Annotated in this window: 9 protein-coding genes and 1 riboswitch; of the genes, 2 read left to right on the top strand and 7 right to left on the bottom strand. The window is 36.9% G+C overall.

Annotation, left to right across the window (positions count from 1 at the left end; translation table 11 throughout):
* Nucleotide 1: 1 nt before the first annotated feature.
* On the bottom strand, nt 2-262 hold the full coding sequence (locus FOT98_RS15825; protein WP_001195212.1) for a DUF6123 family protein: 261 nt from the start codon (nt 260-262) through the stop codon (nt 2-4).
* Between the two features lie 182 nt (nt 263-444).
* On the opposite strand from FOT98_RS15825, the gene FOT98_RS15820 reads away from it, so the two are divergent.
* Nucleotides 445-1,005, top strand: a complete 561-nt coding sequence (locus FOT98_RS15820; protein ID WP_063263722.1) for a cysteine hydrolase family protein — start codon at nt 445-447, stop codon at nt 1,003-1,005.
* Nucleotides 1,006-1,048: 43 nt separating this feature from the next.
* On the opposite strand, the gene FOT98_RS15815 is transcribed toward FOT98_RS15820, so the two are convergent.
* Nucleotides 1,049-1,909: a GNAT family N-acetyltransferase gene (locus FOT98_RS15815; protein WP_063263723.1), complete on the bottom strand. Its 861-nt coding sequence runs from the start codon at nt 1,907-1,909 to the stop codon at nt 1,049-1,051.
* 122 nt (nt 1,910-2,031) lie between these two features.
* Here FOT98_RS15815 and FOT98_RS15810 point away from each other — a divergent pair, with 122 nt between their 5' ends.
* Nucleotides 2,032-17,064, top strand: a complete 15,033-nt coding sequence (locus tag FOT98_RS15810) for a DUF11 domain-containing protein (RefSeq protein ID WP_144291086.1) — start codon at nt 2,032-2,034, stop codon at nt 17,062-17,064.
* A 72-nt stretch (nt 17,065-17,136) separates the two neighbouring features.
* Here FOT98_RS15810 and FOT98_RS15805 read toward each other — a convergent pair whose 3' ends face one another.
* The 5 genes from FOT98_RS15805 to FOT98_RS15785 form a co-directional block, all read right to left on the bottom strand.
* On the bottom strand, nt 17,137-17,277 hold the full coding sequence (locus tag FOT98_RS15805; protein WP_001228045.1) for an FbpB family small basic protein: 141 nt from the start codon (nt 17,275-17,277) through the stop codon (nt 17,137-17,139).
* A 324-nt stretch (nt 17,278-17,601) separates the two neighbouring features.
* Nucleotides 17,602-18,468 carry a 5'-3' exonuclease gene (locus tag FOT98_RS15800; RefSeq protein ID WP_048527107.1) on the bottom strand — a complete coding sequence of 289 codons (867 nt, stop codon included), beginning with the start codon at nt 18,466-18,468 and terminating at the stop codon, nt 17,602-17,604.
* A gap of 131 nt (nt 18,469-18,599) precedes the next feature.
* A complete protein-coding gene (locus FOT98_RS15795) occupies nt 18,600-19,325 on the bottom strand; it encodes a P-type ATPase actuator domain-containing protein (protein ID WP_063263214.1) in 726 nt (241 codons plus the stop codon).
* Nucleotides 19,326-19,668: 343 nt separating this feature from the next.
* A riboswitch (M-box (ykoK) riboswitch) is annotated at nt 19,669-19,834 on the bottom strand.
* A gap of 127 nt (nt 19,835-19,961) precedes the next feature.
* Nucleotides 19,962-20,348, bottom strand: coding sequence for a DUF350 domain-containing protein (locus FOT98_RS15790; RefSeq protein WP_000606861.1), 387 nt, complete (start codon nt 20,346-20,348; stop codon nt 19,962-19,964).
* The gene (locus FOT98_RS15785; RefSeq protein WP_063263215.1) at nt 20,341-21,579 is read right to left on the bottom strand and encodes a glutathionylspermidine synthase family protein; all 1,239 of its coding nucleotides are present in this window, start codon (nt 21,577-21,579) and stop codon (nt 20,341-20,343) included. Before FOT98_RS15785 ends, FOT98_RS15790 begins: the two co-directional genes overlap by 8 nt.
* Nucleotides 21,580-21,582 lie beyond the last annotated feature (3 nt).

Genomic DNA, 21,582 nt, shown 5'->3' with positions numbered 1-21,582 from the left:
GTTACGCTTGTAACTTCCGCATAAAAGCCTTTGCGCTTTTTTTATCTGTAATTTCTTCTTCTTTCAATCGTTCTAATAACGCAACAAAATAACTCCCATCAAACTGTAATTGATGTTTAATTGTCGCTTCTATTGCTGCGTTCACAATTCCATCAGATGCACCAGTATATCCTTGTCCGAACATAATAAACCCTTGTGCTTCCTCTGATAGTTTAAATCCTTTCGTATGTAAGAATGAAAGATAATCTTCTACTGTTTGCATGTTATTCCCACCTACTCAAAAATTCTCCATCTCCTATCATACATGTTTTTACACGCTATGAGAATGAAATTTCTTTGACAACTTTGTAAATCTATCGTCTACTTCATAGACAATGGAGGATTTCTCTACAATATGAATGAATATGTATAGGGGAACTTATTTCATATTAAAGGGGAGACACGATGAAACAAGCACTATTAATTATCGATGCGCAGCAAGAATTAATGGATGGAAATGAACAAGAAAATGAAGTTTTTCGTAAAACCGAGTTATTATCTACACTAAATACAGCCGTACAGAAAGCGATAGATTCAAATGCCCTTATTGTTTTCGTAAGGGATATCGATGTTGCTTCTGGCAGCGGAGAAGGATTTGAAGTACATAATCAAATTCAAGTACCTAACTCTGCAGTCCTTATTAATAAAGCAGCAACAAACGCATTCTATGGCACTTCTTTACTCGAACTTTTGAAAGAAGAAAAAATTAACCATATCGTTATCGGTGGATGTAAAACAGAACATTGCATCGACACCGCTGTTAGAACAGCTACTGTACAAGGATTTGATGTTACATTAATTAAAAACGGTCATTCCACAACTGATTCTAGCGTATTATCAGCAGAGCAAATCATTGGTCATCATAATAAAACTCTACATGGACATTATAATGTTGATCATTTTTCAGTTGTTAGAGATGTCGAAGAAGACCTTTTTGAACCTATTCATGATCAATATCGTGATTAAGTTGGTTATAAAAAAGAATCCTTTTCACGAAAGGATTCTTTTTTCACCCAAAAACTTGTGCTGCAATGCTATACAGTTCATTACTCCTTTTTAATAATTCATCGCTATTTTTCATCATAATTGGTGGTGTATTAACCTTTTGAAAACCAGTAATCTCTAATTCTTTCATAAAACCATTCTTTCCTTCTGGTACATCCATTCTTAATTTACCATGATGTTCTCTTGCTAAATGATGAACAATTCGTATTGCCATTTCATCATTTTTAGCAACGACTGGACCTATTATTTTATTTTCTGATGTTTGTATACTTAAACCGTAACCTAATACATTTTGTTCCTTGTCCTTTACAACAATGCACAGTTCACTTTGTATCATTCTTTTCGTTAAAAACTCTTCTCTATTTGTTCCAAACGCACACTCATCCAATTTTATTATTTCTTCTAAATCACACTCTTCATACTTCACCATATAATCTTCATTTCCCACACAATAATCATTCACATTGTACGAGCTACATATGTATTTAGAAACATAGCTTACTACTCTAAATCCTAATTTTTCATATAGAGGCTTTCCTTCATCCGTAGCAATAAGCATAATGGGAGTTTGAACCGATACGCTCTTCATGCATGCATCCGTTATCGCCTTTCCAATCCCTCTCCCCTTATAATTCGGATGTACAATGACCATTCCGATAGACGCTAATTTCTCCCCATATAATATAATTGCCGCACTAGCAATAAGTTCCTTCCTCTTATTCCACACACCGTATACGATACCTGAATCAAAAATAGTCTCAATTTCTTCTCTGTTATAATCCCACCCAATATAAGAAGATAATGCTACAATATCGCCTATTTGTTCTTCCCTAAGACGTTCCACCTTAATTTCCAATTCAAGCATACTTCATCCCCTTATCTAGACATTTAAATCATTATTATCAAATCAACTTGTACATGTTTCACTTTATCTGTCACACACATATCCTATTTTGACCAAGACTATATTGTAAATGAGGTGACAACATGCCCATTACGAATCGATTTTCTACCACCACTAACGGCGCACTCGCTATTACAGGAAATACTTTAGGCTTAAGTAAAATTAGTAATCTAAACCGTGCTGGTACAATCGGGGCAATTGGTGCATTCGCAACTACGAATACCGCTTTACAAGTAACTACTTTTCCTGCGGGTACAACATTAAACTATACACAAAATAGTTCTACCGCTATTTTAAATATCCCTGCTGGTAGTACTATTCTTTATGCAGAACTTGTTTGGGGTGGAAACTACTTATCTCGTGATCAAAATATTACGAGTGTATTAGGAAACCCTGTTTCTTTTACAACACCTGTGTCAACATACTCAATTACCCCTTCAACCGTTACAGCTTCTAATCAAACCTTCGTTTCTGGATCTGTCACATTTGGATTCTATACGCGTTCCGCAGATGTAACATCCCTCGTTCAAGCTGGAGGATCTGGCTCTTATACAACCGGCTCTGTCCCTGGACTTGTTGATCCTTTAGATGCTTCTAACGGAGCTATCAATTCTTCTGGATGGACGCTCATTGTCGCTTATCAAAACGGTTCCTTACCCGCAAGAAATTTAACAATTTACGTAGCTGGTAACCGTGTATCTGTAGAAACTGGTAGTGCAGATGTATCTGTCTCAGGGTTTTTAACACCTGCTGGAGGACCTGTAAGCGGGAGATTATTTATAAGTTCTACTGAAGGGGATGCTGATTTAACTGGGGATCAAGCATTATTTGGACCGAATTTCAGTTCATTAAATGCCTTATCTGGGCCAAATAATGCTGTAAATAATTTCTTCGGTTCTCAAGTGAATAACGCTGCCGGAAATTTAGATACAACTGGGACATTTGGAACACGAAATCAAAGTGCTTCTACAAGTACAAATATCTCCGCTGGAAGGCAAGGCTGGGACATTACTTCTATTGATATTTCTCCTTATTTAACAAATTCCCAAGTCTCCGCCGCAATCCGTTTAACAACTAACGGAGATGCATATATGTTAAATACAGTCGGATTACAAATTAATATAAACTCGCCTAACATACAAGCAACGAAAAGCGTGAATAAAAGCGTAGCTGCAATTGGAGACGTCCTCACTTATACCGTTACTATCCCTAATACCGGGCTTCTTCCCGCCAATAACGTTATTTTTATAGATAGTCTTCCTAACGGTACCTCCTTTATACCTGGCACTGTAACGATAGATAACGTACCTCAAACAAATGCAAATCCAGCTGCTGGTATATCTCTTGGAACAATTAATAATAACGCTTCTCGTACAGTAACTTTCCAAGCAACTGTCGTTTCTCTTCCAAGCCAAAACCCTATCTCTAATACTGCTAATATTACATTTCAATATACACCAATTGCCGGTGGAACGACTTTTAACGGCCTTGCAACAAGCAACTCTGCAGGAACACAAATTAACCTCGCAGATATTAATGGTACAAAATCAGTTAACAAAATCTTTACCGATATTGGCGAAACGTTAACTTACAGTATTGCCTTAGCTAATATAGGAAATATCGCCGCAACTAACGTTTTATATACAGATCCGATTCCTAGCGGGACTACTTTCATTCCAGGGAGTGTAACTGTTAACGGCGTTACTCAAGCTGGTGCAAATCCCGCTAATGGTATATCTGTCGGTACTATTGCTGCTAATTCTATGACTATTGTTTCATTTCAAGTATTCGTTCCTTCTATCCCGCAAACAAATCCAATATTAAATAGTGGTACAACAACTTATCAATACATTCCTGTGCCAAATCAGCCGGCAGTAAGTGGGACTGATACGACCAATATCGTATCTACTCAAGTGAATAACGCTACTGTAACTATGGCAAAAGCAGTAGATAAAAATTTTGCAGATATTGGTGATACATTAACGTACACCGTTTCCTTTACAGGTACAGGTAATACGAATGCGAACAACGTTATTTTTACAGATGTCATTCCTACCGGAACAACTTACGTCCTTAACAGTTTAACAATAGATGGCACGACACAAGTAGGTGCAAATCCCGCTAACGGTGTGAACATTGGATCAATCCCAACTGGCTCAACAAAAACTGTTTCATTTCAAGTAGTAGTAAACACAATACCCGCGTCAAATGTCGTATCTAATGGTTCAAGTGCTTCTTATCAATATACCGTCAATCCTAGCCAATCACCCGTGACAAAAAACATTTCTTCGAATTTCGTTTCCACTCAAATTAACAATGCGAATTTAACATTAACAAAATCAACAAATAAACAATTTGCTACAATTGGCGAAACAATTAGTTATACAATTCTTATTACAAACAGTGGAAATACAGCTGCAACTAACGTTCAACTAACAGATCCACTTCCAAATGGAACGATATTGACTCCTAGTACTGTGACACTAAACGGAGTTTTGCAAAATGTAGATTCTCTCATTGCTTTACCTATTGGCACAATTCCTGGCGGTGCCACTGTTACTCTTTCTTTCCAAGCAACAGTCATCAATATTACCGCCCAAAATCCTATCATTAATAATGCTTTCGCTTCTTATTTATATACTGTAAATCCCAGTCTGCCACCAACTTCAAAAACAGCAAATTCTAATTCAGTTACATCAACAATTAGACTAGCAAATCTTCATGCTACTAAGTCTGTAGATAAAACATTTGCGGAAGTTGGAGATGTATTAACTTATACCTTTGCTCTTACAAACGATGGAAATGTTGCGGCGAACAATGTAGTACTATCCGATTCAATTGCGAATGGTACTGCCTTTGTACCGAACAGTGTCATAGTTAACGGCATTACTCAGCCAGGCATTACACCAACTAGCATTACTATTGGTAGTATTAATGCTGGGACTACAATCACAGCTTCATTCCAAGTATTAATAACTAGCATCCCAAATCCAAATCCTATTTCAAATAGCGCTTCTATTGCCTATAACTTTATTGTGGATCCAAATGCTTCCCCTGTAAGTAAGAACACAACTTCAACCACTACATTTACTCAAGTGAATGACGCAAATGTCATTTCAGACAAAGCAGTGGATCGAGCGTTTGCTACCGTAGGAGATATATTAACTTATACCGTTACTTTGACGAATGCAGGAAGTGTTTCCGCTGATAGTCCTACTTTCGTTGATACGAATCCTGACGGTACTACCTTTATCCCAAACACTTTCCTTATTAATGGTGTACTCCAAAATACCGCCGATCCAAATGTCGGTGTTCCGTTACCTTCCATTCCTGCTAACGGCTCACTTACCGTCTCTTATCAAGTAACTGTCACCTCTTTACCCACACAAAACCCAACAATAAATTCATCTAGTACACAGTATAGCTTTATTTTAAATCCGGGCGACCCACCAACTATAGAAACATCTTTAAGTAACACTGTAAGTACACAAATCAACTTAGCAAATGTAGTTATTGTCAAACAGGTAGATTTAACTATTGCAGATGTTGGGCAACCGATCACATACACAATTGCCCTAGCTAACCCTGGAAATACTCCAGCAAATAATGTAGTCGTTACCGATATACCCCCTCCTGGCACAACTCTCGTACCAAATAGTACTTTTATAGGCGGCGCTTTACAGCTAGGTGCGGATCCAAGTGTCGGTCTTCAAGTCGGTACGATTCCAGCAGGCGGCATTACAACAATTGTTTTCCAAATTAGTGCAAATAGTTTACCTTCACCAAATCCAGTTCAAAACAGTGCTGCACTTCAATATAGCTTTATCGCAGATCCAAATTTACCTGCTGTTGTTAGAAATGCTACTAGTAATATAGTAACGACACAAATTAATACCGCTAATATTGTTGCTACGAAACTAACTAGCACAAATTTCGCTGATGTTGGTGATGTCATAACTTATGCAACAGTTTTAAGTAATAATGGCAATATACCTGCCTCCAATGTAACGTTTACAGATATCATTCCAGCTGGTACTATCTTCCTTCCTAACACTGTAACGATTAACGGTGTTCCTATAGCAAATGCAAATCCTGCTAACGGTATTCTTATTGGTACGATAGGAGCAAATTCATCACGTACTGTTGCATTCCAAGTTTTTATACCAACTATCCCTGCTGTAAATCCGATTACAAATCAATCAGGCACTACATTCCAATACACGTACGATCCATCCAAGCCAGCCGTCATGCAGATGGTGGCATCTAACACTGTACAGACAACTATTAATAACGCCTCTATTACCGCTACAAAATCTGCAGATAAACAGTTCGCTAACGTAAATGACATTATTACGTACACAACTACTTTAACGAATAACGGAAACACACTTGCGTCAAATGTGATATTTACAGATGTAATCCCAAGTGGCACATCGTTTATTCCTAATAGTGTAACAGTAAATGGGAATACACTCCCTAATGTAAATCCAGCAAGTGGCATAGTAATCGATCCAATAAACCCTAATGCAAATACGACCATCTCGTTCCAAGTGCAAGTAAATTCCATCCCGAATCCAAATCCAATCCCTAATCAAAGTAATACAGCTTACCAATATGTCGTAAATCCTAACTTACCTCCAGTATCCTCTAATGCGTTAAGTAATGTAATAACAACTCAAATTAACAATGCTACTATTCTCGCTACGAAATCAGTGAATACACCGACAGCTGCAATTGGAGATATCGTTACTTATACGATTGCAGTTACGAACACAGGAAATATCCCTGCTAGTGCAACTGTTTTAACGGATGGACTTGGTGCAGGCGCATCCTTTATCCAAAATTCCGTAACTATCAATAATGTTCCTCAGCCAGGATTAGACCCATCACTTGGTATTCACTTAGCAGATATTTCGCCTGGAGATACTGTATTCATTACTTTTCAAGCACAAATTTTAGCTATACCACCTAGTGGCACATTAACAAATAATGCTCTTGTAAATTATGAATATACCGTGAATCCAAACCAATCACCTGCTGTTGGTAGTACAATTACGAATACGACGGTTACTCCAATTATTGATGCTACTCTATCTATAAATAAAACTGTCAATTCAACATTCTCTACTATCGGAGATACACTTACTTTCACTTCTACCATTATTAATTCCGGCAACACTACCGCAAACAATGTTATTTTTACAGATTTAATTCCAAATGGTACGACGTTTATTCCAAATAGTTTTACAGTAAATGGAACAACCATCCCTAATGCAAATCCACAAAACGGTATCAATATCGGTAACATAAATTCAAATGCATCATTTATACTCAGCTTTCAAGTAAACATTACAACTCTTCCAAACCCTAATCCAATTCCGAACAAATCATCGCTTCAATATAGCTTTATTGTTGATATAAATGAACCGCCTGTTTCACGAACCGTTAAATCCAATAAAACTTTTACACAAGTAAATACTGCCTCCGTTATCGCAACAAAAACTGCGAGCAGTGCATTTGCTGCTGTTGGAGATACAATTACGTATACAACTACGCTCACTAATAGCGGAAATACTACCGCAAACACACCTGTTTTTATCGATATATTACCACCTGAACTTTCATTCGTGCCTGATAGCGTCCAAATTAATACAATCCCACAACTTGGATTTAGACCAGATAACGGGATTTCTTTAGACGCAATTCCAGTTGGAGGAACGACAACAATTAGTTTTCAAGCGATCGTTGGTTCAATACCAGCTACAAATCCAACGTTAAATCAATCTAGCACAACATACTCTATCATTGTGGACCCTACCCAGCCACCAGTTACAGAAACAGCTACAAGTAATCCAACTTTAGTGCAAATTAACGAAGCAACCATCCAAGCAACAAAAAGCGTGGATCGTCTATTTTCTGACATCGCTCCTGGAAATTCATTTTTAACGTATACAGTTTTATTAGAGAATATAGGAAACACAACTGCTACGAATATCATTTTTACAGATCCGATTCCAAATAATACGGTATTTATAGAGGATAGCGTTCGAGTAGGTGGGGTTTTATTACCTGGAGTAAATCCAGCAAATGGGATACCCATTGGGGATATTATTGCAGGAGATTTTATAAACGTTACCTTCCGTGTGCAAGTAGTTAGTATCCCAAATCCTATTTTTACAATCGGACCCGGAGGACCAAACTCACCGGTTGTAAACGGCGCTTCTATTAATTATCAATTTATGACAGGACCTAATTTACCACTTGTTTCACGAAGTACGTCATCTAATTCTGTTTCGACACAAATAAATGCTGGGGAAATTGCTCTCGTTAAATCTGTAGATAAAGCTTTCGCAACAATTGGCGATACCATTTCTTATACAATCACATTAAGTAACCCTGGAAATGTCACTTCACAAAATATAATTTTCACGGATATTTTGCCTGATGGAACGACATTTATATCTGGCACTCTTGTAAATGATTCTGGTGCGCAGCAAATTGGAAATCCCGGGAACGGGATTCAGATTGGAAATATAAACCCTGGTAGTACGGTTGCTATTACGATAAATGTACTTGTAACAAACATTCCAAGCATAAATCCAGTTTCGAATTTTAGTTCTGTACAGTTTGCACATGTGGTCGATCCTAGCCAACCTGCTGTATCACAAACGAATATATCTAATACAGTTTCAACAAAAATTAAGAGTGCTATATTAACAACTACAAAAAGTGCCGATAAATCCATTATTTCTGTCGGAGATACAATTACGTATACAACTACGATTACAAATACCGGTAATACACCAGCAACGAATATAACATTCACAAGCGCTATTCCAGCTAACACTACATTTATACCAAATTCGGTCACAATCAATGGTCTTCAGCAAATTGGTGCACAGCCTGCACTTGGAGTAACTATACCAAATATCGCTCCTGGTGAAACAGTAACTGTTACTTTCCAAGTAAATGTTATTTCAGTGCCACCTTCAAGTTCGATTATGGGTAATGATACGATTTTATACTCTTATACTGTTGATCCAAGCTCAGCTCCTGCTACTACTTCTACTTCAACGAATATCGTTACAAACCCTATACTAGATGCTATGATAACGATGATAAAATCGGTCGATCAAACACTTGTAACACTAGGTGATACCATTACCTATACAACAATTTTAACGAATAACGGCAATACAAATGCAACAAATATTACGTTCACTGACCTTATTCCAGACGGCACAACGTTCGTTTCCGATAGTGTCACAATAAATGGCATCACACAACTTGGCCTTACTCCTAATACAGGTATAACGATTGGATCAATTGCTCCTAACAGCTCAATATCTATAGCATTTCAAGTTACCGCTACTTCTACACCAGCCCAAAATCCTATTGCCAATTCCGCTACTGCTTCTTACACATTCATCGCCGATCCTAATGCACCAATTGTTTCAAGAACTGCTACTTCAAATACAGTGTTTACTACCATTAATACTGCTACCATTCTTTCATCAAAACAAGTCGATAAATCATTTAGTCATATCGGGGACACACTCACTTATACTGTTACTTTAACAAACAACGGAAATTCATCTGCACAAAATGTTATATTCACAGATACTGCGCCGAGCGGAACTACATTTATTGCAAACTCATTTTCTATTAATGGCATTCCTCAAAGCGGTGCGGACCCATCGAACGGTGTAAATATCGGCCCTATAACAGCTGGGAATACAGTAAATGTTTCGTTCCAAGTAACTGTTACCTCTTTACCAACACAAAACCCCGCTGTAAATTTCTCATCAACATCGTATCAATTAGTCTCGCCGCCTGATGCAGAAACTTCAATTAGTAATCCTGTTTCAACGCAAATGAAAGAAGCTATATTATCCATGACGAAAAATGAAAATGTATCCTTTGCAGATATCGGGCAAACTGTTTTTTACACTACTTCTATTTCAAATATAGGAAATACGGATGCAATTAATATTGTATTCACAGATGTATTATCAAGTGGACTCACATTTGTTCCTAACACATTAACTGTCGATGGCATTTTACAACCTAATGCGGATCCAAATACAGGTGTATTACTTGCAGCACTTCCACCAAATGAAATATATAGTATCGTCTTTCAAGTTACAGTGAACAGCATCCCCCCTAGTAATCCAGCACCAAATATAGCATCCACGACTTATGCGTTTACTGTGGACCCAGGGAATCCGCCAGTATCGAGTGCAGCTACTTCCAACACGACACTTCTTCAAATAAACAACGCAAATATTATTAGTACAAAAACAGCAGATCTTACTTTTGCTGATGTTGGTAATACAATAACATTTACACTTAACCTTCCTAATACCGGGAATACGACCGCTACAGATGTAACCATTATTGATATTCTGAATAGCAATCTCACTTTCGTTCCGAATAGTTTCACAGTTAATGGGCAAACCATCCCAAATGTCGATTTATCTACCGGTGTAAATATCGGTTCCATTCCTGCTGGTAATACGGCCATCGTTACTTTCCAAGCAACAGTTGCTACACTTCCAACACTTGACCCCATTTCTAACGCTGCTTCTACCACATATCATTATGTCGTTGATCCTAGCCAGCCACCTATTACAACCTCCAATCAATCTAATACAACGACAACACAAATTAATAGCGCTATCCTTACCGCACAAAAAAATTCAAATGTGGCAACAGTGGATATCGGGCAAGATATTGTCTACACCGTTACAATAACAAATAGCGGAAATGTTAGTGCGACGAATGTTATTTTTACCGACCTGATTCCAGATGGCACTTCCTTTGAACCGAATAGCTTTACAATTAACGGAACTAGCATCCAAAATGCAAATATCATTACAGGCGTTCCAATTGGCGATATCGCGCCAAACCAATCTGTCATCGTAGCATTTCATATTAATGCCGATGAAATTCCGCCTATAAATCCAATTACCAATCAAGCTAGCGTTAGTTTCCAACATATTGTCAATCCAGCTAATCCTCCTATTTCAAAAAACATTACTTCTACTACCGTTTCCACAAAAATCGAAAGTGCAATTTTAAACACGATTAAAATAGGTGATAAAGCTTTTGCAACAATCGGTGATACGATTACGTATACAACTACGATTACAAATACGGGAAATATTTCCGCTAACAATGTTGTCTTCTCAGACCCTTTACCGACATGGACACAGTTTGTTGCAGGATCAGTTATTGTTGATGGTGCTCCATTACCTTCCGCTTCTATTATTAATGGCGTTGGTATCAATACAATCACTCCAAATCAAATGGTAACAATTGTATTTCAAGTACAAATCGTAAGCAATCCAACAACATTCACAACAGAACTCCAAAACTTAGGATTTGTAAACTTCCAATATAACGTAGGAAATGCATTACAAGCTCAGCCTGGCAATGTGGAAACGAACGTCTTCGTTACTTCTATTAATTCAGCAACGCTTTCAGCTGTAAAAACTGCTAATACAGCCTTTGCGAATATCGGAGACACGATCACTTATACAGTTTTACTTCAAAATAGCGGCAATACAAACGCTACGAATGTAAATTTCTCAGATTCGATTCCAGCAGGAACGACTTTTGTTGAAAATAGTTTCACTGTAAATGGAAGTACCATCCCAGGTGCCAATCCAAATAACGGAGTGAATATCGGAACTGTGAATACTGGTAGTTCCTCAACCGTTACGTTCCAAGTCATCGTTACATCTACTCCACCTTCGAACCCAATTACAAACGTTGCATCTATTCAATACGAATTTATAGTTGATCCGACTTCTCCTCCTGTTACAGGTACTATAACTTCTAATAGTGCTTCCACACAAATTAATAACGCGACTGTTACAACTGTTTTAGAAGCAAATCGATCAATTGTATCTATCGGAGATATCATTACGTATACAGCAACATTAACGAATACTGGAAACTTCCCTGCTAATTCTGTATTACTCATTAATGGAGTCCCTGAAGGGGCATTATTTGTTCCAAATAGTGTTACGCTTAACGGGATTTCACTTCCAGATGCAAGTCCAACTCTCGGTATTCCAGTTGGTATCATCGCACCAGGTGATTCTGCTACGATTACATTCCAATTTCTTGCAAGTTCTATTCCACCGCAAGGAGCGATTATAAATCAAGCACTTACAAGTTACACGTATATTGTTGACCCAAGTCAACCTCCAGTTACAGCAACATCTTCATCTAATACGGTTAGTACAGCTGTCGTTGATGCGTCCCTATCCGCAATTAAAAATACAGATTCTCTCGTACAATCTCCTAACGGTACAATCACTTACACTGTAGTCGTTCGAAATAACGGAAATACAACTGCAAATACAGTTACTTTAACAGATTTGGTCCCAGAAGGAACTGCTTTCATTCCGAATAGTGTGACTATTAATACCATTTCAGTTCCAGGTGCTGATCCAAGCGTAGGGATCTCATTAAATTCCATTGCACCGTCAGAAATTGTCAACGTCACATTCCAAGTGATCGTTCAATCCATTCCAAGTGTGAATCCAATCTCTAATACAGCCCGTATTGACTATACTTTTATCGCCGATCCAACGGCTCCTATCATCTCTCGAACCATTACTTCTAATCCAGCTTTCACACAAATTTCGGACGCGAATGTGCTTTCTTTAAAAGCAGTCAATGCACAACAAGCAACAACAGGGGATATTTTGACCTATACGATAACACTAGAAAATACCGGAAATATTCCAGCTACTAATCTCATATTTTCAGATACGATTCCAGAAGGTACTACATTCGTAGAAAATAGTTTTACACTTAACGGAACAGCTATACTTGGTGCAAATCCGAATGCAGGTGTTACTTTGCCTAACCTAGCAGCAAACGCTACTCACCTTATTTCGTTCCAAATTCTTATTAACGATCCATTCTCACAGCAATCGATTACAAATCAGTCTAATACAACATATACAATTCAACCAGACCCAGGGCAACCACCTATTACTGAAACATCTACAAGTAATATTGTCATTACAAATTTCGTGCAAGCACAATTAACAATTACAAAAACGTCCAATCCGATAACTGTAGATATTGGCGGAACTATACTTTATATTTCTGAAGTGAAAAATACCGGAAGTGTTGACGCAATAAATATTACTTTTACAGATTCTATTCCAGCTGGGACTACATTCGTTCCAGACAGTGTCACAATTAACGGTGTACTTCAGCCTGGTACAAATCCTGAAAACGGAATACCAATTGGAACGATTCCACCAAACAGTTCCAAAACAATACTATTTCAAGTACAAACAAATAATCCACCAACTGAAACCGAAATTGTAAATCAATCATCTGCAAATTACCAATATGTAAGTATTCCTACAGCTCCACCAGTGAATCGCTCTGCAAATTCTAATATCGTTACAACATCACTTCAAAATGCAAATATTATTTCTGTTAAACAGGCGAATGTTACTTTCGTATCCATCGGGCAAAATATCACTTACACAAATACACTACAAAATATAGGAACTATTCCAGCTAACAATACTGTGTTCATTGACAATATTCCAGAGGGTACTATATTCATTGAAGATAGCTTATCAATAAACAATGTAATTCAGCCTGGTGCGAACCCTGAAAACGGAGTAACTCTCGGCACGATACAACCAGATGAAACAGTCACTATTTCATTTCAAGTACAACTTACAAGTATCCCTTCCGGCAACACAGTCATTAACATTTCAGACACTTCGTATGAATACCAAATTGACCCTAGTTCTCCTATTATTCAGCGTAGATCGTTATCAAATGCAGTAAATACTGAAGTGCGGACAGCAAATGTTAGTGCAATTAAATCCGCCAATAGATCCATTACACGCATCGGTCAAATCATCACGTATACAGTCGCCGTTACAAACGCTGGTACAGTACCTATTACAAATACTCTCCTAATTGATGCAATTGCCGCTGGCACCACATTCGTTCCAAATAGCATCCTTGTAGATGGCATACCAAGACCTAATGAAAATCCAAGTATCGGTATCAATCTTGATATCATTCTTCCAAACAATACGATTATTGTTACGTTCCAAGTAAATGTAACTTCTATACCATCACAAAATAATATTAATAATATCGCTGTCATTCACTATGAATATCAACCGGAACAAAGCGCACCACCAATTTCAGAAACGACCTCTTCCAATACTACAAATATACAATTTATTGATGTTATTCTTATCGCTACAAAATCCGCTAATAAAGTATTAGCAAATATTGATGAAAGCGTTGAATATACAGTATTCATTCAAAATAACGGATCCACTGCAACTAACTCCATCTTTTTTACAGATACTATAGAAGATGGAACAGTATTTATTCCAGGAAGTGTCACGGTTAACAATACTGTACTTCCTGCAGCAGATCCAAATATCGGATTTTCCATTCCTAATATTGCGTCAGGTCAAGCGACTACAATAATGTTTCAAGTTTCCGTTACGAATTTACCAGCTGTAAATCCAACGCCTAATACTGCAAACATCGTCTACGACTTTATTTTCAATCCTGACTTTGCACCAATTCAAAAATCCACTACTTCCAATACTACTTTCGTTCAAATTAACGACGCTGATATCGTTTCACTGAAAATTGTTGATTTAACTTCTGTAACGATTGGTGACACTTTAACTTATACAACAAATTTAACAAATATAGGAAACACAGATGCTACTGCTACTTTATTTACAGACAATATACCTGATGGAACTACCTTTATAGAAGGTAGCGTTTTAGTAAACAATATTCCTCAGCTTAACGCGAACCCAAGTGCCGGTATACTTGTAGGAACGATTGCTCCTAACGCTTCTATCCCTGTCACGTTTTCCGTTACTGTGGTATCTCTTCCAGCTAGCAGTCGTATCCAAAACCAATCAACTTCTCGTTATACAATTAGTGGCGAAGAACAAATATCGACTAGTAATATTACCTTCACTGAAGTTATTTCAGCTAATGTAATTGCAACAAAAACAACGCCTATCCAATATGCCGATCTACAAACGATTATCCCTTACACAATTTCCATCACAAACAATGGGAATATACAAGTAGAAAACATTATTGTTACTGATATCATCCCATCAAATACGAGCTTTATAGAGAATAGTGTTATTGTAAATGGAACTGCTCGCCCAAATGACAATCCACTTAACGGGATACAACTTGATAACATTCCACCTAATACGACAGCAACTATTCTATTCCAAGTACGAGTTACTTCGATTCCGCAAACAAATCCAATCTCTAACACGAGTACAATTGAATACCAATACACGATACCAAACCAGCCGCCTATTACCGAAACTATTCTTTCATCAGCTGCCGTAACAGCAATTCATCATGCAAATTTAAATAGTAATAAAGCTGTTGACCTTGCATTTGCAACAGTCGGTGACACGTTAACGTATACGATTACACTCAATCAAACTGGTAATGTTGCAGCAAATGATGTAATCATTCAAGATATGATTCCTCAAGGTACTACGTTTGTAGAGAATAGCGTTGTTGTAAACGGAGAAACTCTTCCGGGAGTTAATCCAGTAAGTGGTATACCAATTGGTTCTATAACTGTTGGCGGAAATGCTATCGCTTCATTCCAAGTAACCGTGACTTCTATCCCAACTCCAAATGAACTGACCAACCAAGCCATTACTACCTTTAACTATATAGTCAACCCAAATAACGTGCCTGTTACGAATACAACTACAACAAATACCGTCACAACAACTGTCCAAAATGATAATGTCCTTGCCATAAAGTCTGTTAATGCTACGAATGCATTACCTAGTCAAACTATAACGTATACAATTACAATTACGAATAATGGTAATGTGACTATTGAAGATATCCTTGCCATAGACACCGCACCAGTAGATACTACCTTCGTTACGGGTAGCGTTACGATTAACGGAATCAATCAGCCTAATGCGAATCCTGAAAAAGGTATTTCGTTAGGAAATCTTGCTCCTAATGCATCTACTATCATTACTTTCCAAGTAACAATATCTTCTTCAACTCTTCAACCAGCAATTCATAACGATGCTTCTGTTTCCTATACCGTTACCATTGACCCGAATGAACCACCTATTACAATTACAAAGCAAACAAATGTCGTTACAACAACAGTGGTTGATCCTATGGTTCGTATTAACAAAACAACTGACACATCTATCGCCGTTATAGGGGATGTTATTACATTCACATTAGAGGTATTGAACCATTCCCCTATTCCTACAATAAGTACTTCTATTTTAGATACCATTCCAACTGGTACAACATTTATAGAAAACAGCGTAACAATTAACGGCACTCCGGTTCCAAATGTCCGTCCAGACACTGGTATGAATATCGGCGCTTTACCAGCTGATTCAGTAGCAACGATAACATTTAAAGTTCTCGTCACTTCTATTCCTTCAAACAGTACAATTATTAATTCTGCTTCCGTCACAGCCGCATTCCAATTGACACCGCAGGACCCAATTATTACTTTTATTGTTAATTCAAATATCGTTCGTATACCAGTTCAATTTGTAACTGCGACAGTAGTGAAAGATGCTTCCGTCAGCTCAGCTTATTTAAACCAATATTTTAATTATACGGTGCGTATTACGAATACTTCTGACATTTCACTTTCAAATGTTTCTTTACAAGATACCATTCCAGCAGGTTTACAATTTATGGACGGTACTGTCTTTATTAACGGCGAACGCTCTCCACTAGCGAATCCAAATATCGGTTTCCTAGTTGCTGCTAATTTGGAACCAAACGAAACAATTATCGTATTATTCACAGTTCAAGTGAAAAGCCCACCTGTTACTAATGAATTTAAAAACACGGCGAATATTTCATTACAACTTCAAGTTTCACCTACCGACCCACCAATTACAGTAACCGTTACAAGCAATGAAAATATCGTCACCTATATTTCAGAAAATCCAGATGAAACACTTCCAAATTTAAATTGCTTCTTTGACGGGGAACGTTTTATACGCATTACTCCTCGAAATATACGAAATTACTTTTGGGCTTGGATTTGGTGGAAGTAATAAACAAGAAAAAGCTTGTAGTTTAGATACTATCCAAACTACAAGCTTTTTTCATATACAAAATTATCATACTCAATTACTAGCAACTCTGTATGCTACATGTCGTTTCTCAATTCTTTCTTCAATTTCTTTCATATTTTCTTTATTATTTAATAGTGATTGTTTATTTTCAATTAATAATTGTTTAAAAGATTTTCTCACTTTTTTTCTCATTTTCATTTTCCTCCTTGGGGGATGGTTTATATAAAGTGAAACTTTAATCAGTGGGGGTTTTCTTCATCCCCACTGATTATTAGCCCTCACCAATCGGACTTTTATGGGCAGTTGATCCCACATCTAAATTTTGAGGCGGGGGGTCTTACTGCCCATTAAAGCGGGATAAAAGATAAAGTATTATCTGGTTGCCCTTATAATAATTGATTGTTGTGAATTCTATTTGAACTTCATATGAAAATTCCGTTTATTTTCTGACAACTTTGTGAACACGCAAAAAAAGAAAGACCGATTCATTTTACTTATAATCGGTCTTTCTAGTATTTATAGCATATTGATTAATATTTCAGGTCTTCCCCAATTCATTTCTTCACAAACGAATCTAAGTTTTTCTTCATCCATTGTGTGTAATCCTTCTTCTAGTGAACATGAAATTGGAACTTCACAGTGAATTTGCGCTAATTGTAATGAAATATTTAAGTTCTCTAAATCACTTTCAATCTTTGTACGCTGCGCTTTCGTTAATGATGCTACATTTTCTAGTACAGTTGCTACTGTTCCGTGCTCTTGAATCAGTTTATACGCTGTTTTTTCACCGATACCTTTTACACCTGGGTAATTATCGCTCGTATCTCCCATGAACGCTTTCGCATGCACGATTTGCCAAGGCTCCACACCTTTTTCTTCCATGATTTTCTCTGGTGTATAATATTCGTAATTTCCGATACCTTTGCGCAAGAGCATAACTGTAACGTTCTTATCAACAAGCTGAAGTAAATCCGTATCGCCTGTTAAAATATATACTTCTGCTTCATTACAGTATTGTTTTGCAAGCGTACCGATACAATCATCCGCTTCATACCCTTTCATACCGATAACTGGAATAGACAATTTCGCAGTCATTTCTTGTACTAAATCAAATTGCGGAATTAATTCTTCAGGCGGCGCTGCACGATTCGCTTTATAATTTGAGAACGATTCTGTTCTAAATGTCGTACTACCCATATCCCAGCATGTTACGATATGTGTCGGTTCAATTGCTTGCATAGCTGTTAATAAATGTTTCATATAACCATGAATCCCGTTTGTAGGGGTACCATCTTGTCGTTTCATAAATTGTCCGTAGACACTTGTTGCGTAAAAAGCACGAAATAGTAGTGCCATACCATCAACTAATAATACTTTTTTCATAATCCCTCTCCTACTACAAAAAATAATAACCCCACGTCATCACGTAAGGTTATATAAATAGATTACCATTCTACGTTTTTTCAACTTTGTCTATTATACATTGTTTTTGTATATTTAGCATCATTTACACATTAAGACATTCTACTACAACAAGTATGAAGAATTCCTGAATACGTATTTTTCCCAGTCGAAACAACTACAGCCTTTGCATTTCCGCCAACAATATACGTCCCTTTGAAACATACATTTTCAAGTTCAAGTGGATTGTAGTCTTTCATTCGTTTTAAAGGAATAAATCTTTTGCGCTCAAGGTGATAGCAGCTTTCAAATTTCTCAATATTTGTATCTTTTCCTGTTAGCACAGATTCATTTACTAATAAATCATTCGCGTAAATGATACGTACATCTGCTGGTACTATATCACCTTCTGAAAGAAAAATCATATCACCAGGAACAAGCTCTTGTACTGGCAAATTCATCATTTTTAATTCACCGTTTAACCCTGTTACACTAGAACACTCTACTCGAGACACGGTAATTTTCTCACATTGTGATCCATCACGCACATGTTGTTTTGAAAAACCTGGAATCATTCCACTTAGCTTCATCATTACTTCCGCAATACGCGCTCTTTTTGAAGTTAATTCATTTCGGCCGTATACTTGAATACGTTTTTGTGCCTCTTTCATAGATAATCCGTCTCTTGTTGTTTTAAAATATGCAAATACAGATTTTACATCTCTCGTTGCGATTTCAATTAATAAATCTTTATTTTTTTGAAGCATTGTTTGTTCTTTCATTGATTTTTTACTTAATTTATATGACGTGTTACCCACAGTTTTGTTTGCATATAACATATTATCGTCTCCTCCTGTACAACATAGGAAGAAACGCTTTGTTTCTCAATTTATCCACTTTACCGTAACAGTGTCTAGCGCTTAAACATGCATATAAACGCTACATTATGATAAATATAGAGGGAGGAACAAGTCGTTTCCTGCCTACATCATATATTTTTGAATTGAAGTATATGGGTAACGGAACCGAGTCAGAATTTGACATGCTCCTCACCTCCTCGTTTAATTTTATAGTTTATACTATGAAATTACTCATAGCTTTGTAACAAAAAGACCCTTACTCCGAAAAGAGTAAAGGTCATGACATACACAAATAAACGATTCCTAATACAATTAGAAATCTACGGACCTCTCCCTCGCCGAGTTTTAGCACTGTATAGCATAGGTACATTACCAGCTACGTTAAGAAAAACCTTAATTCGATCATTCCTGTTGACCCATTGGCGTCTCTCGACATTTTTGGGCAGTAGCATTTCTCTATACAGGAGCCTCACCTAACAGAGACTTATTTTTTATTACATAGAAAATGTTACTCTTATTTAAAATAGATGTCAACAGTAGCCTACAATTTTTTCAAACGGTATGGCAAACTAACATATATAAAAATAAAAAACTTTACGTTTGAACGTAAAGTTTTTAATAAGTTATACAACCTGCAATTACAATCCCAATGGAAAGTGATAAAAACATAAGAAACAGACCGACTGCTTGATTATCTTCTTCAAGACTTTTGTTTATATTAAAGCGTGGTGTAAGCCATTCCGCTAAATAATAAACAATAATTTGAGCCAAAATACCAACTGCTCCCCACGAAACCATATCAAGAAGTGAGATGGAATTAGCTGCTGTCGAATATAAAACAATAGCTAACCCAAGTAATCGCCCTCCAAGTACATAGCTTACCGCCTTATTTCCTTGAGCCATTAACTTAAATTCTTTTACTTTCGTTGTCACTTCCATCAGGAAAAGACCAATGCATAAAAGTCCCAGTGTTACTGCTAAATATAATAAAAAATTAATCATATACTTTCCTCCTTTTTATTCCTACCGGTAAATAGTACGATTCATTCCCCGTAATTTTTTCCCCAGCGCGAATACCGATACTACTTGCTTTTCCAGCAATTAAAAACGAACCAAACACATACGACAGTTTCTCCATCCCTTTCTCTGTTTCCAAGGATACGACTGGAAGTTCTATATATTTTTGAAATATCGGCAGTGACGCTTTATACGTTTGGTGTGCATTTTGCATCATAATATTTTCGTCCTTATCTCGAACGGTAATTGTGTCCCCTTCCCTACCAAATGAAGGTTTTTGAACGAAAGAACCTTTTCCTACAAATACATCTCGTTCTAAATATGTAGGTAACATATATTCTTTAATCCACTGTTGTTCCTCATTTGTATAAAAGGCCTCTTCTTCTGCTAATCCCCAAATTAGACACTGAATTGATTTGGGCTGAAGTAAAAATGCTGACAAAGGATTTATTATAAAAAGCTTTCCCGCTTTTACAAGTTGCAACAGTTCCACACCTACCAAGTCTCCTGTTTCAGGATCTTGATCCTCAATTAAATCTTCTATCGGATATGTTTGACGATATAAAACATCAATCGGTACTCCATCGCTATCCACTAAAGCATCTTTTGTAATTCTAAGTTCTGAAATTGGCACTACTTTATTTTCAACATGGCATAACTGACTCAAATACATAGTCGTATTCCAATCCTCAATATGTTCATGATGTGCTGTAAAAACAACATTTGGGTTATCTATTCCCTTTGTCGCTTCCATAACGGCTTTTGTAACACCAGAAGATAGCAATCGTTCTTGATCCAAGTTTGGATTATCGTAGCCTAGTTTTTCGCAAACTTTGCCATTCATTTGAAAGCATTCCATAATAAAAGTTGGCGTATCACTATTAAACTCAAGCATTTTAATTTGGTTATCATCAGTTAAAACAAAATCAAATCGTGAAATAACAGATTCAGGATATAATCCTTTCATTCTAATGAACGTTAAGCTCGCAGGAGGAAAACCAAGTTCAAGAAGCTGTTCGTCACTTAAATTACGCAAAAGCCTAGCAGTCTTAAAAAATATTTTCCCCATTCGTTCAGTTGCTACTTGTAATTGTTTCATAGTCTCATTTGTTATAGAGAAAACATGAAACAAACTATACTCACATTCATATAAATCCGACCAGAAATTCGGATATTTCGAATAAAACTCTTTTCGTTCTCTTATGTATTGCGACATATG

Source organism: Bacillus sp. HY001 (assembly GCF_007558965.1).
Taxonomy (GTDB): Bacteria; Bacillota; Bacilli; order Bacillales; family Bacillaceae_G; genus Bacillus_A; species Bacillus_A mobilis.
Note: the sequence above shows the minus strand (reverse complement) of the source record. Positions and strands in the feature narration are given on the sequence as shown.